Source organism: Paenibacillus phytohabitans (assembly GCF_013141775.1).
Classification (GTDB): domain Bacteria; phylum Bacillota; class Bacilli; order Paenibacillales; family Paenibacillaceae; genus Paenibacillus_AQ; species Paenibacillus_AQ phytohabitans.
On the sequence record NZ_WHOB01000078.1, the window covers coordinates 77,777 to 102,634 of the forward strand.

Here is a 24,858-nt window from a genome sequence, read left to right on the forward strand (position 1 = left end):
AGTTTGAACATAAGATTGACTTTACACGGCGGGAGAGGAAGAACGGCATGAATTCGATAGTAAATCCGGAGGCGGTACGCAGTCTTGCGGAGCAGAATAATCTTACGGCAATGTTCAGCAGCGGCGCAATTGCCCAAATGGAGCTTCGGCGCTACAGCGACGGGGACGCAGTGTGTTCGGTGGGCGACCGGCTGGAGAGCATGTTCATTCTGGTGCAGGGCAAGCTGAAGATTCATACGCTGCTGCCTAACGGCAAATCAATGCTGGTCCGGTTCGCCAGGCCGATGTCGGTGATCGGGGATGTGGAGCTGCTGCGCCAGTATCCGGTCAAGAATGAGGTAGTATCGGTGGGGGACAGCCTGCTGCTGGTGGCCGGAAGAAAGCTGCTGCTAAAAGAGTTCGAAGACAATACGGCGCTGCTGCGCTTCCTCGTCGGGGAGCTGAGCCATAAGCTGTATACGCTGGGCCAGACCTCGGCCATGAATGTGCTGTATCCGGTGGAGAACCGCTTCGCCAGCTACCTGATGTCACTCTTCTCGGACAACACCGGCGCTCAGCGCGTGGAGGAGATCCGTACCTCCAGCCTGACAGAGACTGCCGATCTGCTGGGGACAAGCTACCGGCATCTGAACCGGGTGGTGCGCCGCCTGATCGAAGAAGGGATCATTGAACGCAGGCGCGGCCGGCTGATCGTGCTGGATGAAGAGAGGCTGGCCATGCTGGCGAACGGGAATTTGTATGAATGAACCTAAGTGAAAGTGAACTCTAGTGAGACTGAGTGAACCTGGGTGAATGACAGCAGCCTACTTACATAGTTATAGAAGTTTAACGCATAGAGTACTCTTCCAGAAAACCGTCATCTCCTGCCTTTGGCCGGGGGGGCGGTTTTTTTGTGTTGTTTATGAAAATATGGTGTTTATGTTCTTGCATCAGGAATCTCACTGAAACCCACGGAGCCGGGCCCAATGTATGCGAAAAACCGAATACAATGTGCTTCCCCGGAGGTATGTTACTGTAATTCATCATTCTTACAGCCTTGCCTGCATGTTTCAGCGAATGCTCAGCTCCATTTCAGATTGATTTAAGGATTGGAACGTAAGATACAGGCATGAGGAAAAGATTAGCAACACGCTTGAGGAGGGACGGGCCAGCGCCAGACGCATGGAGCGTGCATGCAGGTGGATACACGCAGGATACATAGTCTACAAGCCCCTAAGGGCAGGGGTTATGCAATATAGCTTACATATGGAGTGGAGGAGTTCATGATGTTCAATAGACTTAGAGGGATACGTGCCAAAATCATGTCCGGCTTCGCCGCCGTTATTATCGTGTTCATTATCGCAATCGCGGGCAGCACATTATTTCAGGGGAAGGTAACCATGCTTACGGAGCAGATCAACCGTAATTACAGCAAGCTGTCACTGGTGCAGGGGTTAACCGATGATATCCGTACAGCAGATGGGCTGGCGGCGAGGTATGTCATGAGCAATACGGATGAGGAAAGAACGGCCAACCTGACTGCTTATGAAGCGATGATCCCGCAGATTACGGCGGCGGCTGAAGAACTGAAGGGTGCGGGCCTGAACGAAGCTGAGCTTGCGGGAATTACGAATCTGGAGAGTGAATGGGGCAATTATCTTACCGTGCTGGAGGAAGCTTTTGCCTTAGCCAAAGACGGGAATTTCCCGGAAGCCCAAAAGTCGTTTACGACGCTCTCTCTGGATACCATTATCGATTCACAGCTTGTATTTGAGAATATGCTGCATGAAGAAATTGCGAAGGAGCAGAGTCAGGCGGCTACCCACCGCAGCTCGTCTATGGTTACGAGTATGGGAGTCACGGGATTATCTGTCCTGCTGGCTGTGCTGATCGCGTTCGTGATGTCGGCACGGATTCTGAAGCCACTGAGTGATGTGAACAAGCAGCTCAAAGAGATTGCAGACGGCGATGCCGATCTGACCCGCAAGCTGAGTGTACGGACGAAGGATGAGATCGGTGATCTGGCCCTGAATTTCAATAAAATGACCGATAATCTGGCGGCGATGATCGGCCAGGTGAATGCTTCTGCCAGCGGCCTCGCCGCTTCTTCGGTCAAGCTGACTGCTGATAGCGGGATGACTGCTGAAGCGACTGAGAAGATTGCTGGGATTATGGGCGAAGTTGCCACCGGAACGGGCCGGCAGATGAATGATCTGCAGACCAACATGAACACGATTATTGAAATGTCAGCCGGGATTCAGCAGATTGCTGCCAGTGTACAGGATATTTCGGAAGCCTCGCTGCGCTCTGCCGAATATGCGGTTGCCGGAGATCGATCGCTGCAATCCGCCGGCCGTCAGATGGATTCCATCAACGAATCCATTCAGTCCCTCTCGCACCAGGTCATGGGCTTCGTGAAGCGGTCACAGGAAATTGGCAGCATTGTCGGAGTGATCAAGGGGATTGCCTCGGAGACGAATATGCTGGCGCTGAATGCGACGATCGAAGCGGCACGGGCCGGAGAGCAGGGCAGAGGATTTGCGGTAGTGGCCGATCAGGTACGCAGACTAGCCGAACAGTCAGCTGAATCCGCCAATCTGATTGCAGAGATGGCGGCCGGAATCCAGTCCGATGCCGACCATGCAGTGAAGGTGATGAAGAACAGCATGAACGAAGTGCAAAGCGGAACTAATATCATTGAAGAGGCCGGACATTCCTTCCATGAAATCCGCAGCTCGATTGATTCGCTGGCCGGACAGGTTCAGGAGGTATCCGGAGCCGTGGAAGAAATCACGGCGGCAACGGAGGAAATCGTAGACTCCATCCGCACGGTTACGCAGATTTCGGAGACCACTGCTGCGAATACGCAGCAGGTATCCGCTGCCTCGCAGGAGCAGATGGCTTCGGTAGAACAAATTGCTTCATCTGCCAGCGCGCTGAGTATGCTGGCGCAAGGTTTGCAGGGTCTCGTGGCACGTTTCAACGTGTAGATTAACCGGTCTTCAGCTTATTTTCAGCTTGATCGTGCAGAATAATAGAGAATTCTCTCCCAGAGAATATAACATAGACCCTCGCCGGAAACGGCGGGGGTCTATGCATTCAGCGGGTAGAAGCAATCATAATCATTCATGCCCGATGGACGAATATACTATTTCGCCATCTTTCTCCGGTAGGCTTCCTCAAGAATCTGAAGTAACCCTTCACTCCGTTTATGGATGAACGTCTCCCAGAACAGCCTGCCTTTCTCACTTAATTCTTGATCTGTGTAGCTGCCTTCTTCAAATTTTCCCCAGCAGCCATCTTCGGTAAGCTTGTCCCATCCCATATAGTCTGCATACAACCGGTTATCAGCAGGGATATTGGAGCCCATAGACTTCGTCTGGACAAGTTCAGGGCAGAGCCACATGGCGGTGCACACCGACAATAACCCGGCATGCATTTCATCTACCTCCTCCAAACCAGCTTGCTTCGCTGCTTCTGTCCAGGCATGAGGAGTGTTGTGATTTGGGGCAATCAACAGAAGCTCGGGGTACTTGTAATTGATATGCTTAACAAAGGCCGCTTCCCAGTACGCTCCACCATGTCCATTGCAAACTACGAACTTGGTAAATCCCTGTCTTGCTAAATTCATAATAATAGCTTCTAACATTGCAGTTAAAATATTCGGGCTGACCGTTACCGTTCCCTTACAGTTGGCATGCTCTTCTGAAGTGTTAAACGGGAGGGTAGGCAGAACGTAGGCATTTAATGCTTTTCCATAGGATTCAGCATACAACTCTGCAATTAATGTATCCAAATGCATGGGAAGAAAGGGTCCGAATTGCTCGGTTGCACCAACGGAGATAATAACAGTATCAATTCCGCTGGCTGCAACTTCGGTCGTTGTATTTTTATAACTAAGCATAATAACCTCCTGATCGTCTGGTCAATTAATTATCCCGTAGAATTACCTAAACCTTCATATATTGTCTATACAGCTCCTCAAAAGTATCATAGCGTTCGACTGAACGCCCAGTCCGGTTATATTCTTCCAGATATTCATCCATCGCCAGCAGGAACTGCTCCTTAAATCCATCAAGCTGATCCGCATCGAAGTGTTGCAGCAGATCAAACCTCCGGGTTCCCCGCGACTCTGTCATTTCATCCAGGAACTGCTGTGCCCCCATTGCGGTATAGAAAGCATAGGATTTGTCTTTCATTTCGGCGCTTGCAATAACCTTATGGCGGTAATTACACCATAGCTCTTCATAGGTGCCCGCCAGATTATCGTAGGCCGGTACAGGCTGGATTACATATTTTTGATACAGTGTATTGTACAGATCATGGATGCTTCTTAGAAGGGTGTAGGTGGTGCTTCGTATGTCATCCATATTCTTGGCATGAATCACATCCATATATATCGTTTCAAAATCCTCAGGAATATAACGGTAGGTGGAAATTTCCTCCAGATATCGCTTAAGCCCTCTTTTAAAATACGTATTATTCAAATTTGTCAGTGCATAGACCAGATTGTAGACCACCTCGCATGAAGCCAGCCTGACGGTTCCGAGATCCTCAGCAAGCATGGTATTCGCATACTCCTGCTTGGCACTGTCGATCCACTTCTTCGCTCTGCCGATGCATTCGCTCCCGATAGGCTTAGCTAAAGTGTCCAGCGCCCTCTGTCTGTACGCATTGAATTTCTCCATATATTCCGGTTTGGCACAATAGAGCACCTGCAAATCTATCAGACTGGAGGTCATCGGACTCTCAAGCGCAGCCTGCTCTTCAATCCGGGTCTCCCATGGAGTGCAATAGATATCGTATCCGACATCCCCAGTATGAAGCAGGAAGAGATGCCCCAGCCCTGATGGTTGTTATTGATGATAATTAGATCCAGATCGCTTTTGTCATGGAAATCTCCGGTACGAAAAGAGCCCGTAAGCCCGATCATTGCAATCTCCTCCGGATAATCCTGCTTGGCCCGCTCAATCACCATGTTAATGAGTTTCTCGTTTTTAAGGAATAGTTCCTGTTGGTCAGCTTCATTCATGTGTAGTTCCCCCTTGGCCCGCGCCTTGTGTATTCATTGTATAGGCATCTTGCCTGCGGGGGTATGCCGACTTTAGTTAAGTTTAAACTCTCCCGGTGTTGTTCAGTGGAATCGAGTGCTGCTGCTCCGCTCAGGAGTGCTGCATAAAAATATTAAATCCGTATTTATGCACATACTAATCATAGAATACGCCATCGACCTAAACCTAGTGATATCTTATATTATTACCATAATTAGTTAGTTCATAGCTGGTCTCCGGGTCCGGTCCGTTTCACTTGCGCTGGCGGAGAGGGCTGATCTGGCTGATTGCAATATTATCTTCAGGACAGCAGGAAGACAGGGGGAATCAAGGAGGCGAGGAGTATAAGGGGAAGGAGTATTTTTGAAAGCGCATACTTTAAGGCTGCATCATAAAATTATAGGAGGTGGTTGGCAGATGATTACCAGACACAAGGCTTCTGTGAAAAGGACATTCCTGCTGTACAGTCTGATTCTTGCGCTATGTGTGGGCCAGTTGGCGTTATTCCCGGCAGTGGGGGCAGCGGCAGGCAATCTGGCTCAAGGCAAGACGATTACCGCTAGCTCGGTCGGTGATGTGTATGTGGCAGCGAACGCCAATGACAGCAACCAGGGGACGTATTGGGAGAGTGCCAGCAATGCTTTTCCGCAATGGATCAAGGTCGATCTAGGCTCCAGCAGCAGTGTCAATCAGGTTGTACTCAAGCTGCCGTCAGCCTGGGAAGCAAGAACACAGACATTGTCCGTTCAAGGCAGTACGGATGATGCTTCTTACAGCAACCTGGCTGCATCAGCTGCCTACAGCTTCAATCCTTCCAGCGGCTCTAACACAGTCACTGTTAATTTCACTGCTGCAACAGCCCGTTATATTAAAATAACCTTCACGGCCAACACCGGCTGGCCTGCTGCGCAGTTATCCGAACTCGAGGTGTACGGAACTGCGGTTTCTGCACCGGGAACTTATGAAGCGGAAGCTGCCGCCTTGTCCGGCGGGGCCAAAACCAACACAGATCACACCGGCTATACCGGGTCGGCGTTTGTTGATGGTTATCTTGCCCAAGGAGCAGCGACAACGTTCACCGTTTCGGCTGCATCTGCTGGCAATTACAGCGCAGCGCTGCGGTATGCCAATGCCTCCGGCAGCACCAGGACGCTGAGTGTCTACGTGAACGGTACCAAGATCAAGCAGACCCCGCTTGCTAATCTGGCCAACTGGGATACCTGGTCCACACAGGCAGAAATCCTGGCGTTAAATGCCGGAAATAACACGATTACCTACAAATACGATGCGTCCGACTCCGGCAACGTGAATCTGGATCAGCTGGTCCTGACCGTCTCAACGGCACCGACGGCTACAGCAACCCCCGTTCCGACGGTGGCACCAACGGTAGCGCCGACAGCCACACCAGTGCCAACGGCAACAGTAGCACCAACGGCTTCTCCTACCGTAGCCCCGACGGCCACACCAACCCCAACGCCGGCTCCAACCCCAACTGTCACACCAACGCCTTCGCCAATTGCCTCGCCGACGGCCTCCCCAAGCGCGGGTCCTGGTTCGAACCTGGCAATCGGCAAAGCGGTTAATGCCTCATCTTCAGTCTTTACATTTGTACCCGCTAACGCCAATGACGGGGACCTGAATACGTACTGGGAAGCGGCGGGCGGAAGCTATCCAAATACACTGACTGTGAACCTTGGCGCGAACGCCAATGTAACCTCGGTAATTGTGAAGCTCAATCCGGCAGCGGCCTGGGCTACCCGTACCCAAACCATTCAGGTACTGGGTCATAACCAGTCTACAGGAACCTTCACGAGTCTAGTTCCGGCAACGGTGTACACCTTTAACCCGGCCAGCGGCAACTCCGTGACTATTCCAGTTACAGCAACGGCCAGCGAGCTGCAGTTGAAATTCACCACGAACTCCGGTTCAAGCGCCGGACAGGTAGCTGAATTTCAGATCATCGGCACACCGGCTGCGAATCCGGATCTGACGGTAACGGCAATGTCCTGGAGCCCTTCCACTCCGGTAGAGACCGATGTCATCACGCTGAATGCTACCGTCAAGAATACCGGGTCTGCTTCAGCGGCAGCAACAAACGTCAGCTTCTATCTGGGTACCACACTTGCCGGGACAGCACCAGTCGGGGCTCTGGCCGCAGGAGCTTCGGCTACAGTATCGCTGAACATCGGTGCCAAAGATGCCGCAACCTATGCCTTAAGTGCCAAGGTCGACGAGAGCAACACCGTCATTGAGCTGAATGAAGGGAATAACAGCTATTCGAATCCCGCATCGCTTACCGTAAATCCCGTATCCAGCTCGGATCTGATTGCTTCTCCGGTCAGCTGGTCGCCGGGGAATCCGGCTGGCGGGAATACGGTGAGCTTCTCAGTCGCTATTAAGAATCAGGGAACGGCAGCCTCGGCAAGTGGTGCACATAACATCACACTGACCTTGACTGATGCGACCACCGGTGCGGTAATCAAAACGCTGACCGGTGCTTATAACGGTGTCATTGCCAGCGGCAGCACTACAGCTCCGGTTACTCTTGGAACCTGGACCGCAGTGAACGGGAAATATAATGTGAAAACTGAAATTGCCGCAGACGCTAATGAACTGGCAGTGAAACGGGCCAACAACATCCAGAATCAGTCGCTGTACATTGGACGCGGGGCCAATATGCCTTACGATATGTATGAAGCGGAGGACGGGGTTGTCGGGGGTGGAGCAGTCAAGCTGAATCCGAACCGTAATATCGGCGATATTGCCGGTGAAGCCTCGGGCAGAAGAGCAGTCACGTTGAATACTACAGGCAGCTATGTTGAGTTCACCACCAAAGCCAGCACCAACACGCTCGTTACCCGGTTCTCGATTCCGGACTCGGCAAGCGGAGACGGAACAACCGCTACACTTAATATCTATGTGAACGGTGTATTCAATAAAGCCATCACGCTGAACTCCAAATACGCCTGGCTGTATGGCTCAGAGATCAGCCCGGGCAATTCGCCAAGCGCCGGTTCGCCGCGCCACATCTATGATGAAGCGAATATTATGTTCGACAGCACCATTCCGGCGGGCAGCACAATCAGACTTCAGAAGGACGCAGCCAACACTTCACAGTATGCGATTGACTTCGTCAGCCTGGAGCAGGTAGCGCCGATTGCCAATCCGGACCCGGCCAAATATACGGTTCCGCTCGGCTTCACGCACCAGGACGTGCAGAATGCGATTGATAAGGTCCGTATGGATACAACCGGCAACCTTACCGGTGTATATCTTCCAGCCGGATCGTATGAAACCTCGAACAAGTTCCAGGTCTACGGCAAAGCGATTAAAATTGTCGGAGCCGGACCCTGGTATACGCGGTTCTATGCGCCGGTTAACCAGTCCAATACGGATGTTGGCTTCAGGGCTACCGATTCAGCGAATGGATCAACCTTCTCAGGGTTTGCCTATTTCGGCAACTATACCTCACGGATAGACGGTCCCGGCAAAGTGTTCGACTTCTCCAATGTAGCGAACATTACGATCGACAACATCTGGACCGAACATCAGGTATGTATGTACTGGGGGGCGAATACCGACTACATGGTGATCCGAAACTCCCGTATCCGCAACACCTTCGCCGACGGCATCAATATGACCAACGGCAGCACGAACAACCTCGTGTCCAACAACGAAGCCCGGGCGACCGGAGATGACAGCTTCGCGCTGTTCTCGGCAATCGATTCCGGCGGCTCGGACATGAAGGACAATGTATATGAGAACCTGACCTCAATCCTGACCTGGCGTGCAGCCGGTGTAGCCGTCTACGGCGGTTATGCCAACACCTTCCGCAACATCTATATTGCGGATACACTCTGCTATTCGGGGATTACGATCAGCTCACTGGACTTCGGGTATGCCATGAACGGCTTCGGCGCATCGCCGACGACGAATTTCCAGAATATTTCGGTCGTCCGGGCGGGCGGACATTTCTGGGGCTCACAGACCTTCCCGGCCATCTGGGTATTCTCCGCCTCCAAGGTGTTCCAGGGCATCCGCGTCAGCGATGTGGATATCATTGATCCGACCTATCACGGGATTATGTTCCAGACCAACTATGTCGGCAATTCACCGCAATTCCCTGTAGCGGACACGATTTTTACGAATGTTACGATTTCCGGCGCGCAGAAGAGCGGCGATGCCTTCGACGCCAAATCCGGAGTCGGCATCTGGGCCAACGAATCGGCAGAAGCCGGCCAAGGCCCGGCGGTAGGCAACGTTGTCTTCAACAACTTGAAGATCCTGAACACTGTAACGCCTATTAAAAATACCACGTCAACGTTTACGATTACGGTGAATCCGTAGGGCTGAAATTGTATAGCAGATTATTGTATGGCTGAATATTGCTCAGCTGCATTATATTCAGCGTGCTGCCAAAAACCGCCTCCCGTGTGTCCGTGGGGCGGTTTTTGATGATGTAAGGAGAGTAGGGGTCTACTGTTGCATCATCTTGATATTATGATTCGGTTATGAGCCCTTTTACTTTGGATGCAAAAATATTCCATCGGGTATCATATCCTACATTATAGTTCCAGCCGCTTGACCGGAGCTTCTCGGCTAAATAAATATAATCGGCTCGTTGCTTATCGGTTAGGCTAACTGCCAAGGTTTCGTCACCAACCTTGAACCGTTTCAAGTAATCATGCAGCTTCCAAAGAACAGCATCCTTATCGTCACCCTCCATTCCTATGTGTAAGATAACTGAATCTATTGCGTCATCTAATTTCTGCGTAACAAGGGGTTCGTTAACCCAATTATTATCTATTTGATACTGTATAGTGACTTCTAGTTGGGTTAGGTCCCGGTATATGTACGCATTTAATATCTCATATTTCAATTCTTGTCTTTTGCTAACTTGTTGCTGATTCATAAATAAAGCCGCATTCCCGAACAGTGATACTATTAAGATTACTTTAATCCAGTCTTCTTTTCTCATACATTCCCTCCTCTAATCTTTATCATAATACCACATATTGGAATCCGCCTGGTTGCCGGAAATGCTGCACGGATTACAACAATTTAGTCTCTACCCCGTGTAACTCCTTAGATTCCTGCATAAATTACAACATTTCGGGTGCTGACCAGCTCATCTGCAGGAAATTCATGCATAATGTACAACAATATTGAATCTGGGCTGCTAATACGCAGGTAATCCTGCATAATGTACAACAATTTCAACCTGAGTATGTTTCCGCCAAGTTTTGTCACCAGCTTTTACCGGAAGTCTGCTGGGTAATAGGGGTTTAATGTCAGTCCAGCGGCAGCTGCACCATCCGCCAAATCGACAAGTGCCACCCGGTAGCGATACAATGGATGTTACATCGTGCATGAAGATTAAGACAGGAATAGGGGAGGTATATATATGACTAAGCTGGTAGTCAATAATATTACAGAGCTGATCGGAGGTACGCCGGTTGTACGCTTGAACCGCATTACCGGGCCGGAGGATGCGGAGCTGTACGTGAAGCTGGAAATGTTCAATCCCAGCGGCAGCGTTAAGGACCGGGCCGCATATAATCTGATCCTGCAGGCGGAGCTGGACGGGCGGCTGCAGCCCGGCGGGACGATCATCGAGCCGACGAGCGGCAATACCGGCATCGGCCTGGCGATGAATGCGGCGGCGAAAGGGTATAAGGCAATCCTGATCATGCCGGATAATATGACGAAGGAACGGATCAATATCCTGAAGGCCTACGGAGCGGAGGTTGTGCTGACACCTGCGGCAGAGCGGATGCCGGGCGCAATTGCCAAGGCAGTAGAGCTGGGCAAAGAGATTGCCGGGAGCTTCATTCCGCAGCAGTTCGAGAATCAGGCGAATCCGGACATTCACCGCATTACCACCGCTCCGGAAATTCTGGAGCAGATGGAAGGCAGGCTGGACGTATTCGTAGCTACGTCCGGAACTGGCGGCACGATTACCGGCACAGGAGAAGCGCTGCGTGAGCAGCTGCCGGAGCTCCGCGTGGTTGTCGTGGAGCCGCAAGGGTCACCGGTGCTCTCCGGCGGCAAGCCCGGACCGCATAAGCTGGTGGGCACCAGCCCGGGATTCGTGCCGGCGATTCTGAATACCGGCATTTATAATGAGATTGTGCAGGTATCCGATGAAGATGCACTGGATATGGTAAGGAGGTTGGCCAGTACCGAAGGGATCCTGATTGGTCCTTCCGGCGGAGCCGCAGTATGGACAGCCTTGCAGGAAGCCCGGCGTCTGGGGCATGGCAAGCGCGTGTTGTGCATTGCTCCCGATACTGGTGAACGCTACCTTAGTATGGGTATATTCGAATAACTCCACTGGAGGGGACCCTATGAATCGCGTGAAGAGAAGTTCCCGGCACCGGTTGAAAGCAGCCGGATTGATTATTCTTACGGCAGCAGTAGTCTTCGCCTTGTCCGGGTGTTCAAGGACAGACGGTAATGACAATGCAGGCGGTGCAGAATCTCCGGCCATGCCATCACCTGTGGCGCAGAGTCCGTCGCCTGTCCCGCAGCAGACCGCTGTCCCGCAAACGGCGGACCCTACTGCAGCCGCCGAAGGTGACGAGTCGCCTACCCTGGCGGCATTCCTTGATCCCGCCAAGCTGCAGCCTGTCTTCGGCTTCGCCGACGAGACCGGGAGTCATATTCTTGTGACCTCGCAGGAAGACGGGAGCGGGGAGCAGATGGAATCCCTGAATACCGCTATCGGCAACGGAGGCCAGGTACTGGCTGTGAAGTTCGGGAAGCGGCAAGCGGGGAGTGAGAACAGCAATGGACGGGAGCTGGCGAATAATTTCGCTAATCTGGCCGGATTTGTCTATACGGTAGAGGGTGGCGCTGCGAAACCGGATGAAACCTATTATCTGGCTGATTCCGCCCTCTTCCCGCCGGCTGCCTTGCTGGAGCTTCAACCGGCTGACCCGGCTGCTCTACAGCTTGCCGCCGGAGATCCCGTGCGCAAGAGCATAGCTGCCGTTAAGCACCGGGAGATTCAGTCCGCCTGGAAGCTGGCTGATCTGGCCCTGAATAGGGAGCTGTATCTGGTCCAGTTCACAAGACAGGATAAGGATATGCTGTTCAGTATTGTCCTGAATGAAGACGGTAAGCTCAGCTTCATGGATTATCCTGCGGTTATTGATAACGATGAATATTCGGTCTGGCGTGTCGATGACGGCGGGGAGATGCGGCCGGAGATGTTCTCGTTATTGTTTGCTGCACAGTCGGCAGACGGATTATTGCTTGGCCTGAACTGGTGGGGAGCGGAGGGTGTGAACTCCTTTTTCCTGCTGCAGCAAGGCAATGCCTTCAAAGAACTGGAGATCCAGTACGGCCGGTACACTTCTCCGATATAAGGCGGGATATAAATCCTTAACGATGACAAAGGCTCCCCGTCACCTTTTGGTGACAGAGGAGCCTTTGCCGGTTATAACAGGAGGATTAGACTTCGTATCATAGATGATCCTTCTATTATCCGCTGGTGCGGGGTCGTCCTTATTGGCGGCACCGCTTTTTCCGCTTGGCTTAAATGCCTTGATCACTGGCCGGAACAGGATATACCCCAGCAGCCCGCCGAAGGTATTCAGAATGAGATCGTCCACATCAAAGGTTCCGATGTAGAATACCGCCTGCGAACATTCAAGCACTGCACTTAACGCCAAAGAACGCAGCAGGACACCAGTGAAAGAGCCGCCGCCTTTCCCGTTCGGGGACAATAGCACAAGGAATATGCCATAAGGGATAAACAAGGCGATATTTCCCGCGAAATTAACCAGGGTAGTAGCTGTCAGATGATGATACGTATTGGTCAGGGTAGCGAGTGGAACAAAGTTTCCTGTGCGCAGACTGCCGGCAATATTATCCGGGCTCTTCTGCAGCTGCTGCCAGAGAAAGCTGAAGTTAATCGAACCAAACTTGAATAAGATGATTTTGAATAGTACATAGATGTATACGGCGAAAAGTGCCTGCAACCCGTATACTCTCAGTTTGTGTGCCGGATTCATTCTGCATCACCGCCTTCTCTAGATTATATTGTTATATGGCTTGGCTCTTATGGATATACCGTCATAATAACGCCGTCGATATTATTGCCCGAGAACTCCACATGCCGGCCTTCAGGGGTAGGAACCGGAGTATTTCCAGAGACCGCTATATAGGAAATCTGATATTCTGTATCGTTAACGGTAGCGGTAATCGTCTCCTGCTGCTTCAGATAATCCAGGTATTCTTCCAGAGTGAAATGCTTATCCCGCATAATGACGCTGTGCGGCAGGCCGACATAACGGAAATGCCAAGGCTCATACTGGATGCCGGTAATATCCGTCTTATCTTCAGGATAGCGCAGGATAAATCCGTAATCCCAGGCGTTGTCACGAAGCCATTGCCCTTCCGGAGCCTGGCTCATCGCCATCTGCGAGGAGCCGATATCAAGTGATAAGCCCAGATTATGCTCGCTATGGCCGGGTGGAAGGGCATATTCGGCTCCCTTCTCCTCATAGAGCTGCTTCTGCTCCGGGTTGTTCCGGTATCCGCTGCTGATCAGGAAATTCTGGACACCCTGCCCGGCTGCAGCTCCTATCATAATCGAGAATTGCTCCGCTACCTGCTCGGAGAGCATCGTCTTGTTGTCCAGCAGACCATAGCCCTCGGTCAGCTCCTGATGCTCAGACAGATTCACAATATCTTTACTGACTCCCGCTTTATGTACAGGGTATTCTTTGTTGACGAGCAGCAGATTGCCCTGCTGAACCCTGCTCTTAGGGATAACCGTCAGATTCTTGGAGCCGTGGTCCGTAAGGACTTGAACGATTGGGATGTCCTGTCCGGGAACAACAGCTCCTCCGCCTTGGTGTACCCACTCCAATCCAAGCAAACCGGCAAGAACAACCCAAAAAACCCACTTCTTCATTTCATCTTCCTCCTAGGACTCTATGTCCATAAGAATAGGGGAGTGAATTTAAAAAGAAGTGGGGTAAAGATAAAGTTTTTCTTAAATTTCTACTTGAGCAGACCCGGCAGCCGCACCTCAAAGAGAGTGCGGATCGTGTCACTCTGGACAGAGATCGTGCCGTGGTGCTGCTCGACGATATTTTTGGCAATGAACAGGCCCAGTCCGGTACTGCCTTCCTGATGGGTCCGTGCCCGGTCGCCGGTATAGAACATATCGAAGAGAAAGGGCAGCTCCTCCCCGGGGATGCTATCCCCATAGTTGATCACCTGGACGAGCGCGTTCTCCCCCTCCGGGTTGCAGCGGATATCGACATACTGGCCGTCTTTGCCATAACGCACGGCATTGGTCAGCAGGTTCTCAAACACCCGGGCCAGCAGCTCCCCGTCCCCGGATATTCTCATCTGCGGAGCCAGCGCAAGGCGGGCAGTCAGCCCGTTGTTCTCCAGCACAGGATACAGCTCTTCGTTCAGCTGGACGAGCAGCTCGCTTAGATCAAGCGGAAGCTTCTGGACGGTCAGCATGCCGTAATTCATCCGGGTAATCTCAAACAGCTCATCAATCAGCTTCTCAAGCCGCTGCGATTTGGTGTAGGCAATCGATGTATAATGCTTAACCTGATCGGCGCTTAACTGCCCGTCTTTCAGCACCAGATCCAGATATCCCAGCACGGAGGTCAGCGGTGTCCGCAGATCATGGGCCAGATTGAGCACTAGCTTGTCCTTGCTGTTCTCGGCGAAATCCCCGCGTTCTACCGCCTGCTGCAGCTTATCCTTGGCCAGATTCAAATCGGCGGCAATATCCTCGAATTCATCGCTGGAAGTGATGCTGATGCGGCTCTTGAAATCCCCGTTCGCCAGAAGGCGGATATGGTGGGAGATCTCTTTGAAATAACGGGCATACGGCTTGGTGAACAGGAAGAAGAACAGCAGAGCCAGCGGGATGAAGAAGATCAGGAAGAAATTGAGGTCGCCGAAATTGGCGATCATCCAGCGGAAGCGGGCCAGCGGGTCCTCCAGCTTAACCTGTGAGGTATAGTACATTTGCAGACCTTTATAGAGGGCAAAAGTAATGGCGCCGGAACAGATCATGCTCAGAACGAGCAGTGAGATCATTTTGAAGCGGAAGCTGCGGAACAGATTAGCCATTGAATGTGTACCCTACCCCCCAGATCGTTTTGATCCACGTGTTTTTGGTCTGTTCTTCGCCAAGCTTCTTCCGCAGGGTGCGGATATGAACCATGACTGTGTTCCCGCCTTCATAATAAGCTTCGCCCCAGACCTGCCGGAAGAGATGCTCTGCACTGAACACCTTCTTGGGATAGCTGGCAAGCAGATAGAGGATATCGAACTCCTTCGGCGTCAGCTCAACCGATTGTCCGTATAGCGTGACCGACCGGCGGTCCGGATCAATGATCAGACCTCCCGTTTCCAGCACTGCCTTGTGCTCCGTAACCGGCTGATTCAGCTGCGTGGACCGGCGAAGCTGCGCATTCACTCTGGCGACCAGCTCCATAGGGTTGAACGGCTTGGTCATATAATCGTCGGCGCCGATGACAAGTCCGGTGATTTTATCCAGATCCGAAGTCTTCGCGCTCAAAAAAATAATCGGCAGCCCGTGCTTCTCCCGGATCTGCCGGGTCACCTCATACCCGTCCATGCCGGGCATCATAATATCCAATACGGCTAGATCAATATGCTGGGATTGGACCGCCTGCACAGCCGCTATGCCGCTTGTAACCTTGATGGGGTGATAGCCCTCTTTCTCGAGATGCAGTCCGATCAGCTCGGCAATATCCGCATCATCATCGGCGATAAGAATCGTAATACGTTTCATTTCAATGTCTCTCCTGTATAGTCAGCATGAAATCATACTTGATTGTGCTTTGTTCCTAGTGTACCCTATCGGATATGGTTTCGCGACCTGCTATTAGTGTAAGTATGGAGTCCGGACGAGATAAGATTATTTTTAAAATACTTATATTTGTAACATTTATTGCCGGGCATAGCCCGAAAGAGTCATGCCGGGGAAGTCCCGGTAATGATAAAGTTATCTTCAGTATTAGGGAGGCGACAGCGACGTATACCCGAATTAAAGTGCTCATCCTGCTGATTCCAACACTTATGGTCGGCATCTGGGAGTTTGTGCGGCATCAGTTCCTGATGCAGTACATCTCCATGGACATGGGAAACTATTTAACGCCGGTGCTTGTCTTTCTGTTCAGTATTATTCTGCTGCTGCCGCTCTTCCGGATGCTTGAACGGAGCCAGCGGGAGCTGGAACGGGAGCGGGCGGCAACTACGGCGATGGAAGCGCGTGAGCTGCTGGCCAAGGAGCTGCATGACGGGATGGCACAGTCGCTGTTTCTGCTCTCCGTGCGGATTGACCGCCTGGAACAGAACCGCAAAGACGGTGAGATCAGTGCAGAGAGTGTAGACCAGATCAAGAAAACAGTTCACGAAGTCAACCGTTATGTGCGCCAGGCCATTGCCAATCTGAAGGTGCCGGTCAGCGGTAAAGAGAGCTTCTCCCTGGAGCGTTCCATTCAAGAGCAGCTTGCCGGAATTGCCGGTGAAGTGATGATTGAGGTGTCGCTGGACTGGCATCTGGACGAGCAGGCGCTAACGGCAGCCGAACAGGCTGAGCTGTTGTCCTGCATCCGCGAAGCCATTATTAACGTACGCAAGCATACGCGTGCAGGTAAAGTATCCGTCTCCGGCCAAGGCGATAGGCTGAATTGGAACGTGGCTGTTACCGATAACGGTGCCGGATTTGTGCATGCGGATCCTTTTGCAGTGAGCGGGAGCTACGGTCTGCAGATTATGAGAGAACGGGCACGCAGCATGGGCTGGAAGCTTAACTTACAATCCGGTTCTGCCGGAACAGTGGTAGAGATTGCGAAAGGGGGGACGACGGATGGAACGCTGCCGGGTGCTGATCGTAGATGACCATGCGCATGCGCGTGAAGCCATGAGTGAAATTGTGGCGCTGGATGAACGGTTCGAAGTGATCGGCGCTGTTGCGAGCGGGGCGGAGGCGATCGTCTGGACGGGGCAATGGATGCCGGACCTGATTCTGATTGACATCGAGATGCCGGGAATGGACGGCCTGGAGACTACCCGGCGCATTAAGCTGGAATATCCGTATGTGAAGATTGTCATCGTCACCGTATCGGATGAAATCTCCTATCTGTTCGAAGCGCTCAAGCAGGGGGCTCAGGGGTATCTCCTGAAGAATCTGGCTCCGTCTACCTGGATTGAGTATTTGCTGGCAATCGTAAGTGAGGAGGTTCCGCTGAGCCGGGAGCTGGCTTTTCAGATTCTGAAAGAGTTCGCCGTGACCTCCGTCAAGGAGGAGCGGGAGGCATTAACGGCGCGGGAGAAGGAAATACTGGGCTGTGTATCTTCCGGGTCAACGAATAAGGAGATTGCGGCCACGCTCGGGATCTCTGAGCACACCGTCAAGAATCACCTCAAGAACATTCTCCAGAAGCTCCAGCTTCAGAACCGCACGCAGCTCACCCGGTATGCCATGGAGCAGGGACTGGCTTCGCGGGAGCGGGATTTTCCGGGGAAAAGATAGAGCTTACAGAATGATAATGGGATTACATATGAGAGAAGGGGAGATCGAATTGAACAGACTTTTCCGCAAAATAGCAGCCCTGGCCGTACCAGCGGCCGCGGCATTAATGGTATTCGCAGCCGTAGCCAGTGCGCATGTAACCGTCAGCCCTGCACAATCGAGTGCAGGTGCCTGGGAGACTTACACGCTCAAAGTACCATCTGAGAAAGATATAGCTACGGTGCAGGTAGATCTGCGCATTCCGGCAGGAGCTGCATTCAAGCAATATGAGGCTGCTCCCGGCTGGGACGTAACGGTGGATGGCGACAAGGTCAGCTGGATCGCGAACGGAGACGGCATTCAGGCCGGACAGTTCCAGCGCTTCTACTTCACCGTCCAGAACCCGGCCGCCGCAGGCGATATCGCCTGGAATGCCTACCAGCATTATGCCGACGGCAGCGTGGTGCAGTGGTCCGGCGAAGAAGGCTCGGAATCCCCGCATTCCATCACGGCGATCGCCGAAGCCTCCGGCGGAGGCACCCACTCCCACGGCTCCATGGACATGGCGGATAACGGCACCATGACCATGGACGAGCATGAAGCGATTATGGAGGAAGAGGGGAACAGCTCCAGCGTGTCACCGATGCTGTACATTGCGCTCGGCATCTCGCTGCTGTCCTTCCTGCTGGCGGCGATTGCTTTGCTGCGGGGGAAGAAGGAGTAGGGCTGGAACCGGGCTACTGCCTGAAGTTCAGGTAAGAGGATTGAAGCAGGTATTTGTACGAGGAATATAGTAAGCATATCTGTTAGACTGGCCCAATTGGCTGTTCTGGCGAATAGGAAATCCCGTGCTTGAGGTGAGTGTCATCATCAGGCGCGGGGTTCTTTGTGGTTTGGGGGGAAGCTGGGATGTGGGGATGCGTAGTATGCTGGGATGCTAGGGATGTGGGAATGCGTAGGGTGCAGGGATGTGGGTGGGATGTGGGAATGCTAGGGATATGGGAATGTGTAGGGTGCTGGAATGGGGGATGTGGGAATGCGTAGAATCCTGGGATGTGGGGTGTCAGGATGTGCTGATGTGCTTATGCGATGATCGGTTGCACTCCCGCTGACTGGTGCCCAGCGCTTTTGTAAACTAACTTTATCTATGGACGCTCACGCACGCCGGTTGGGAACAACAGTTGGAAAAACAACACTTAATTCCGGGAAATTCCCTAACATACCGGGCGTAGTTGGATAAACAACACTTAATTTTGCAGGAACGGGCAATATCCGGTGTAGGGGCAGAATTAAGTGCCATAAATCCAACTGTTCTTGCTGAAGCACCAGAGCCGGGAGCAATAAGTGTTATTAATCCATCTGTTATCCGGGTGCGGCGGTTCTATGAGCGAAGCGGCTGCTAAATGACAGGTCAAGTGAGAATAATCTTTACGGATAAGTTATTGAAACCTATTCCGGGTGTATTCCACGAATTTCCACATGGAGTCTTAGAGCTTATCCACTAATGTATTCCAGGTCAGCTCAATGATCGCAGTCATATTATCCCGTTCATCGGATACATAGGTAACTACTGCGTTCTTATCCGGAATGACGATAACATATTGCCCGTACAATCCGTCGAGCCGGTATGAGTTAGGATAAGAGTTCATCCATAGCTGATATCCATAGCCCTGCTGATAATCTGCGGTTGCAAAGTCAGGAGTGAAATCATCGGTCTTTATCTGGACGGAAGTTGCTTGTTCCACATAACCGGATGGAATGAGCTGTTGTCCGTTCCACGCGCCTTTATTCAGGAGCAGCTGTCCGAATCTGGATAAATGCTCTGCGGTTAAGTGTAATCCCGAGAACCCTTGGGGGAATCCCAATGGACATCTGTCCCACTTCGGCTTGGGAATATCAAGCGGGTGGAATATTTTCTCATACAGATAGTCGTCCAGGTTAGTTCCGGTAGCGCTGCTAATGATTCTGGAGAGCATATAGGTGGCTGAATTATCATAGGTAAAATGAGTCCCAGGCTCAAAGACAACCGGCTCCTCAAAAAACAGCTCAGCAATATCCCACTTCTGCCCGCTTCTCCAATCCGCTTTATTCACCGGACATTCCGCATGCCCGGCCCCCATACAGAGCAAATCATGGATCGTGATCCTTTTCAGAAATTCAGTATCGCCAGTACCGGTATGTAAATAATCAGGAAAGAAATCTATTACAAGGTCATTAAGTCTGAAGTAACCCTCATGAGCGGCAATCCCGACAGCCATGGAAGTAAAGGTTTTGCTTGCAGAATATAATAAGTGAGGCTGTTCTTTCTCGAAATCATGCCTGGCCATCAGCTCACCGTTCTGTCTGACCACCACATTCAAAACGCGCAGATTCTGCTTGTTCACCAATGCTACCAATTCGTCTAATAGTACAGTGTTCATTGTTCCGCCTCCGTCAGATGGAAAGGTTAGAGTATTTGAATTTGCTTAGTCTTACTATAGCTGGATATGTATTATACTGTAAGTGATATTGTTATGAAGTTCATAACTAAAAAGACTCGATGATTTGTAGACGATTGTGGAGGTAGATATATGGCTGCGAACTTCAATGTGATCACTTTTACCAAAAGCATAATTGATTTAAGCTGGCTATTCGAAGTCGTTCAAGAAAGAGGGTATAACGCTAATATTAATCAGATTGAATCTATCGGAAATTGGGAGTTCAACGATTTAATAAACCACCCGCATGATGTTGAGATAGCAGAAGTCCTCGCGCTTCTTGAGAAAGGCCGAATTATACTAATATTTGGTGAAGTCCAGTCCAATAAGTTTGTGCTGATGTTAAGTAAGACCGGTACCATCTATGAAACAGGAGTGTCTCTAGATACAAAATACATAGATTACTTAGACAGCGATACGCTTAACGATGTTACTCGTCCTATCTATGATGAAATTTCGAACCTATTGTTATCTTCTGAAATGGTGAATAATTTACTTGTTTCTGCTTTAGGTGTCGAGGTGGTTGTGGACTACGATGAGGATTTTCATAAGATGCATCTTGATAGTCATAATGTGGCGAGATGGGTTTTTGGAACCGAAGAGGGTGCAGGTGAGCGTAATCTTTTGGATTACACGCGGGTAGCTGCTGGTATTTGGGATAGAATTATTCTAGCATGACCACATAGTGATGAAGAAGTTATATGGCGGGGGGAAATCAAATGTCAGTATACTTTATGGAAGGAGAATCAACTTTGAAAAGCTAATCTGGCTTAAAGGGAGTGTTTTAAATGAAGCACTCTCACTAATAAAAGCGCACCGTATAGATTGGTACGAGGAGTATATAGAATTGACTTTGGACAGTAAAGAAAAAAATATAACTTATTAAGAATGAAGCAGCTGCTAATTCATTCCATTACATACATAAGATTATGATGCTTGATGCTGTAAAAATGAGGAGAAAAGTCTAATGATAATACCGAATTGAAAGATAATGCAAGCACATGCTGAATATTTAAGTAGGAGGTTCATTATGAAAATAGTTAATATCACATTTCCAACTTATCTTTCAAGTATAGAAAATATAGAAAACGACAATATTGATGTCTTCATAGAGCTAGAGGATGGTGTTACATACACAATGGTTGTGGCTACACCCCAAAATTATTATTGGTATATGGACAAGGAAGGGCTTGATTATGTGCCACCGTCTCCCCCAGATATTATTGTAAGAAGCCTAACGGAGGATAATATCCGGAAAGCTATTGAGGCCTTTGCAGAGGATGATGCTTATTGGATGAAACTTTATTTTCTATCAGGTAAAAGAACAGGTGCTTTTGACATGGATAGAATGAATAAGATGTTGGCAGAAATTAAGAAAGTTAATGATGAGATTTTAAATGCTGAATAAGGCGAGATGAAATGAAATGTCTGTTTATTTTTTAGAAAACATTTTTCAGGGTAGTTGTGATGATATGGACAATTTGTTAGAGTTAGTTTTTAGCTTTGTAGAAGAGAATGAATTTTTATATATCGAGGCTCCAGAAATAACCTAATTCATGAACAGTTTATCCGGAATCAATGGGTCTTTAAGAAGCAATAAAATGATCTCTATAGAGATTATGGGGAATTATCGGATTTTAAAAGGAGTTCCTTATTTTGAAGATGAACGGTAGTTGTTCTTTCATAATTCGTAATGAAGCTATAGATTTTGATGACATTACTGGAAGGTTAGCGATTAGACCAACTTCAATCCTGAAGAAGGGGCAGGCCATCAGAAAAGAAGCAGTGACTCAGGCTCCCTTTGATATTTGGCGATATGAAGTAATAATATCTGAAGAAGTTGAACCGGAAGAAGCACTACAGCTTTTACTGAATGATCTAACTCCCAACTTTAAAGAAATTAATGAGTTAACAGGTCTTTATAAAGATGTTGGAATTGATTGTTACTTGAGATCGGATTATGGTCAAATGGGCTTGCAGCTTACGACTGAAATGATGAAGAAAATATCGATTTTAGGATTAGGGCTTAATATACATATTCTTTCCTTTGGTGGGGTTGAAGAGGATGACTAGTACGAATAGTATTAGGGTGTTTTATTTGGAGGACACGGAACTTGCAGAATTTGAGGCGTATAACAAAGGTTATCGAAATGATGTTTATGTTAAGATATTGAACGATTATTTAATATAAAGGTTTATGATATCGTGCGTCTTAAACAAGATTTTGAATTGGAGTCAGAGAGTTACGGGTATTACTTAGTCGAACCTAATTTGATTATAGTAAAGGAAGTAACTAAAGAAGCAATAGAATTTGTTGTGAAGAAGTTATATGAGCAGAAGTATTTCGAGTCTATTAAGACTGTTGATGATGATAAGCTTATAGAATATTTTCAATAATGAAACACCATTTTTATAGAAGATATAAAGAGTATTTCAACAGTCATGATAATGTGTTTTATCATTCGAAAATAAACAAAAATGCGATCGAGAAACGCGAAAGGATAGGGGATTCATGTCAATCTCAGCCTCTATAAATATAAGTTTAAGCAATCATAGTCGTGAAAGCTTATCGCTACCGGATTTTTTTCAGAATTTTGAAAATGAAGGTTGGACATACGTAAAAAGTAATGGGGAGATTACTATACTGCCTTTGGGTGATGATGACGATTATAATTGGACATCTAGTGTACTTGATAGAGATAGCCTTTTCAATATCTTGAAAAAAAAGCAGGATCAAAAAGAGATTATTGGAATTGAGTTAATGCGGGTAGATTCTGAAGTTGGATGTGAGTTGCTTATCTTTAATACAAATCAAATGATGTTTAGTTTATCAATTGCTAGAAAGAAAATTAATGCAAAAGATGATATAGATATTACTGATTTTAGTTGGTATTTGGAACGTGTTTTGCCTGTTTTAAAGAATTTACAAGTGGAACAAATAAGCTGTGAACAATTGATGTAAGGAATTGATTAAGGTTGTAATTTGGAAGAGAGCATCATGGTTTTTTTCAAAATTGGTATTTGAGCATCTTAGAAAAGAGCAGAGAACGTGCAAACGGAGAGTTTAGAAATACTACTGAAAGAGTTATTGAAATGTCTCAGATTTATGAGAATACATTAAGTCCAATAACATATAAACATACATGAAATGCGATGGGAAAAGAAAGAGGGAAATATTAACTTATAATACTATTCTAAATAAACGATGCCGAGTACATTAGATTAATATCCGGCGTTTAACACCAATAATTACTTGTGTAATAGTATGCGTCCTCTTCCCAGGTCCGTATCGAACATTTCTCGTACATATTGTATAGACTTTCTTACCTACATGCGCTCTTGGTACTTAAGAAATTAATCTGAAGAATCGTCGCAAGGCTCTTGATTATGCAATTCCCGTGCGCCTTGCAGACACCGATAAATAAGCCCAATTGTCACTTCCATTATACAACAGAGGAATCATCTAGGAGATTTTGCTTCAGCCGGAGCTTGGACAGACTTAATAACCTCAGTCTGGACACCAATACCGGTACTATTTCCGTGCAAGTCAGTTGTATAAATATGAGTCGTATAAATGCCAGTTTCATAATTATGTTCACTAAGTGGAATGGAAACTTTCCACACACCGGCAGAAATTTTTTGCCCATTACTCTGCTTGAGATCATCTTGCCCGCTGGCTTCAGTCCATGTATAGAAAGTCACTTTAGAGACATCATCACGAATGCCTTCAACAATGACCTCATATGAGCCATCTTTAAAATTCACTTTCACAGGGATCTGTACATTATTTCTCTTAACAAGCGTATGACTTCCCCCAAAATAAACCCCATCGACCCATACATCATTATAGTAAAGTCCGGTTTCGTTATTGTGTTTATTGAAAGGAACAACAGCTTTCCAAATGCCATCAGATACTTTTTCACCGGCGACCCATGGATAAGCCAAATCATCACTTGCATTATAATCTGTCCAGGTTGGGAAAGTGACATTTAGTGCATCCTTTTTAATACCATAGGCATAGACAACATAGGAGCCATCTAGCAGATTTGCTTCAGTTGGTGCTTGGACAGCAGGTTTCTTGATGAGATTTTTAGAAATGAGGTTTCCATTTTTATCGTAGGAATAAATGATTATTGATCCGTTATCATTTACTACACTATTTAACCTACCGTCTGAATTCGAATAATTATATTGGATTGCATAGGATATTTCTGGTGCTACAACAAAAAAAACAATATGCTGAATAAAAATAAAATGGTTTTAGTATAAAAAAGAAATCTATCTTTATACAATGATAAAGTCCCCCCCCCCCCAAGTGTGAATCTTAAAGGAGTATATACTTAAAATTTATTTCTGTATATGCTCTTTGGGTGATTGTTCTGCTTGTAATAACCTCAGTAACCCGCGTTTTCTTTTGTACTTGCTCCATGCCAATAAACACGGAGGATAGTGGTGTCATTCATGATTTTGCCTCTAATTTGGTTCGATATTTTTATAGAATTTCATCCGATCTTTAGGGGGCACCATGCTTGTTATCCGAAATATCTACAATTCTTTCGATGCTTTTTCGTAATTTGACTATTATTAGTTTTATTCGACAAAATAACCATTCACTCGACAAAATATCACCGTATCAAAAGATGAAATGGTAACTTATGATTGTTGAGGGAGTTATGGTTTTCATAAGATATGGCGTTTTTCTAAGAATATATGCCACTACATATAAGAAGGGGAAGAAAATAGTGAAACATAGGGTCGCATGTTTAATTATCTTGATGCTATTTTTAAATGCAAGCTTGAGCAATGCCCAAACTAGTGGGGGGGCTGG

The 24,858-nt window shown here is 48.6% G+C and carries 22 protein-coding genes; 12 read left to right on the forward strand and 10 right to left on the reverse strand.

All coding sequences use genetic code 11. The annotated features are described in order from the left end of the window. Positions 1-47 precede the first annotated feature (47 nt). Together GC101_RS26555 and GC101_RS26560 are read left to right on the forward strand one after the other, a co-directional pair. Entirely contained in the window at positions 48-746 is a 699-nt protein-coding gene (locus tag GC101_RS26555; RefSeq protein ID WP_171719768.1) for a Crp/Fnr family transcriptional regulator, read from the forward strand. Between the two features lie 516 nt (positions 747-1,262). After that, positions 1,263-2,969: a methyl-accepting chemotaxis protein gene (locus tag GC101_RS26560; RefSeq protein ID WP_171719769.1), complete on the forward strand. Its 1,707-nt coding sequence runs from the start codon at positions 1,263-1,265 to the stop codon at positions 2,967-2,969. Between the two features lie 158 nt (positions 2,970-3,127). Here the strand turns inward: GC101_RS26560 and GC101_RS26565 are convergent, their stop codons facing one another. From GC101_RS26565 to GC101_RS36305, 3 genes are read right to left on the reverse strand one after another with little or no spacing between them, the layout of a single operon-like run. Next, entirely contained in the window at positions 3,128-3,883 is a 756-nt protein-coding gene (locus GC101_RS26565) for a creatininase family protein (RefSeq protein WP_171719770.1), read from the reverse strand. A gap of 46 nt (positions 3,884-3,929) precedes the next feature. Continuing rightward, complete coding sequence (locus GC101_RS26570; protein WP_246354523.1) at positions 3,930-4,721, reverse strand: nucleotidyltransferase domain-containing protein; 792 nt, start codon at positions 4,719-4,721, stop codon at positions 3,930-3,932. After that, positions 4,718-5,011, reverse strand: coding sequence for a nucleotidyltransferase domain-containing protein (locus tag GC101_RS36305; protein ID WP_246354524.1), 294 nt, complete (start codon positions 5,009-5,011; stop codon positions 4,718-4,720). The genes GC101_RS26570 and GC101_RS36305 overlap by 4 nt, the downstream gene beginning before the upstream one ends. A 436-nt stretch (positions 5,012-5,447) precedes the next feature. Here GC101_RS36305 and GC101_RS26575 point away from each other — a divergent pair, with 436 nt between their 5' ends. After that, the gene (locus tag GC101_RS26575; protein WP_171719771.1) at positions 5,448-9,377 is read left to right on the forward strand and encodes a galactose-binding domain-containing protein; all 3,930 of its coding nucleotides are present in this window, start codon (positions 5,448-5,450) and stop codon (positions 9,375-9,377) included. 151 nt (positions 9,378-9,528) lie between these two features. Here GC101_RS26575 and GC101_RS26580 read toward each other — a convergent pair whose 3' ends face one another. After that, on the reverse strand, positions 9,529-10,008 hold the full coding sequence (locus tag GC101_RS26580) for a hypothetical protein (protein WP_171719772.1): 480 nt from the start codon (positions 10,006-10,008) through the stop codon (positions 9,529-9,531). A gap of 426 nt (positions 10,009-10,434) precedes the next feature. On the opposite strand from GC101_RS26580, the gene cysK reads away from it, so the two are divergent. Continuing rightward, positions 10,435-11,358, forward strand: a complete 924-nt coding sequence (cysK, locus tag GC101_RS26585; RefSeq protein WP_171719773.1) for a cysteine synthase A — start codon at positions 10,435-10,437, stop codon at positions 11,356-11,358. 19 nt (positions 11,359-11,377) lie between these two features. Next, entirely contained in the window at positions 11,378-12,400 is a 1,023-nt protein-coding gene (locus GC101_RS26590) for a hypothetical protein (protein WP_171719774.1), read from the forward strand. Between the two features lie 39 nt (positions 12,401-12,439). Here the strand turns inward: GC101_RS26590 and GC101_RS26595 are convergent, their stop codons facing one another. The 4 genes from GC101_RS26595 to GC101_RS26610 all read right to left on the reverse strand — a co-directional run bounded on the left by GC101_RS26595 (position 12,440) and on the right by GC101_RS26610 (position 15,828). Beyond that, entirely contained in the window at positions 12,440-13,048 is a 609-nt protein-coding gene (locus GC101_RS26595) for a VanZ family protein (RefSeq protein WP_171719775.1), read from the reverse strand. 47 nt (positions 13,049-13,095) lie between these two features. Continuing rightward, positions 13,096-13,953 carry a M15 family metallopeptidase gene (locus tag GC101_RS26600; RefSeq protein ID WP_171719776.1) on the reverse strand — a complete coding sequence of 286 codons (858 nt, stop codon included), beginning with the start codon at positions 13,951-13,953 and terminating at the stop codon, positions 13,096-13,098. Positions 13,954-14,042: 89 nt separating this feature from the next. Then, on the reverse strand, positions 14,043-15,140 hold the full coding sequence (locus GC101_RS26605; protein WP_171719777.1) for a sensor histidine kinase: 1,098 nt from the start codon (positions 15,138-15,140) through the stop codon (positions 14,043-14,045). Then, entirely contained in the window at positions 15,133-15,828 is a 696-nt protein-coding gene (locus GC101_RS26610; RefSeq protein WP_171719778.1) for a response regulator transcription factor, read from the reverse strand. The genes GC101_RS26605 and GC101_RS26610 overlap by 8 nt, the downstream gene beginning before the upstream one ends. A 104-nt stretch (positions 15,829-15,932) precedes the next feature. Here GC101_RS26610 and GC101_RS26615 point away from each other — a divergent pair, with 104 nt between their 5' ends. From GC101_RS26615 to GC101_RS26625, 3 genes are read left to right on the forward strand one after another with little or no spacing between them, the layout of a single operon-like run. Further along, positions 15,933-16,940, forward strand: coding sequence for a sensor histidine kinase (locus tag GC101_RS26615; RefSeq protein WP_171719779.1), 1,008 nt, complete (start codon positions 15,933-15,935; stop codon positions 16,938-16,940). Next, the gene (locus GC101_RS26620) at positions 16,909-17,574 is read left to right on the forward strand and encodes a response regulator (protein WP_039297122.1); all 666 of its coding nucleotides are present in this window, start codon (positions 16,909-16,911) and stop codon (positions 17,572-17,574) included. The genes GC101_RS26615 and GC101_RS26620 overlap by 32 nt, the downstream gene beginning before the upstream one ends. A 49-nt stretch (positions 17,575-17,623) precedes the next feature. Next, positions 17,624-18,277: a YcnI family copper-binding membrane protein gene (locus GC101_RS26625; RefSeq protein ID WP_171719780.1), complete on the forward strand. Its 654-nt coding sequence runs from the start codon at positions 17,624-17,626 to the stop codon at positions 18,275-18,277. 763 nt (positions 18,278-19,040) lie between these two features. Here GC101_RS26625 and GC101_RS26630 read toward each other — a convergent pair. Continuing rightward, on the reverse strand, positions 19,041-19,973 hold the full coding sequence (locus tag GC101_RS26630) for a serine hydrolase domain-containing protein (protein ID WP_171719781.1): 933 nt from the start codon (positions 19,971-19,973) through the stop codon (positions 19,041-19,043). A 150-nt stretch (positions 19,974-20,123) separates the two neighbouring features. On the opposite strand from GC101_RS26630, the gene GC101_RS26635 reads away from it, so the two are divergent. From GC101_RS26635 to GC101_RS26650, 4 genes are all read left to right on the forward strand, one after another. After that, a complete protein-coding gene (locus tag GC101_RS26635; RefSeq protein WP_171719782.1) occupies positions 20,124-20,708 on the forward strand; it encodes a hypothetical protein in 585 nt (194 codons plus the stop codon). Between the two features lie 352 nt (positions 20,709-21,060). Then, entirely contained in the window at positions 21,061-21,438 is a 378-nt protein-coding gene (locus tag GC101_RS26640) for a hypothetical protein (protein WP_171719783.1), read from the forward strand. 254 nt (positions 21,439-21,692) lie between these two features. Further along, entirely contained in the window at positions 21,693-22,103 is a 411-nt protein-coding gene (locus GC101_RS26645) for a DUF4279 domain-containing protein (RefSeq protein ID WP_246354527.1), read from the forward strand. Positions 22,104-22,542: 439 nt separating this feature from the next. Then, positions 22,543-22,992, forward strand: coding sequence for a hypothetical protein (locus tag GC101_RS26650; RefSeq protein WP_171719785.1), 450 nt, complete (start codon positions 22,543-22,545; stop codon positions 22,990-22,992). Between the two features lie 497 nt (positions 22,993-23,489). On the opposite strand, the gene GC101_RS26655 is transcribed toward GC101_RS26650, so the two are convergent. Beyond that, on the reverse strand, positions 23,490-24,281 hold the full coding sequence (locus tag GC101_RS26655) for a GBS Bsp-like repeat-containing protein (RefSeq protein ID WP_343049831.1): 792 nt from the start codon (positions 24,279-24,281) through the stop codon (positions 23,490-23,492). Between the last annotated feature and the right edge of the window lie 577 nt (positions 24,282-24,858).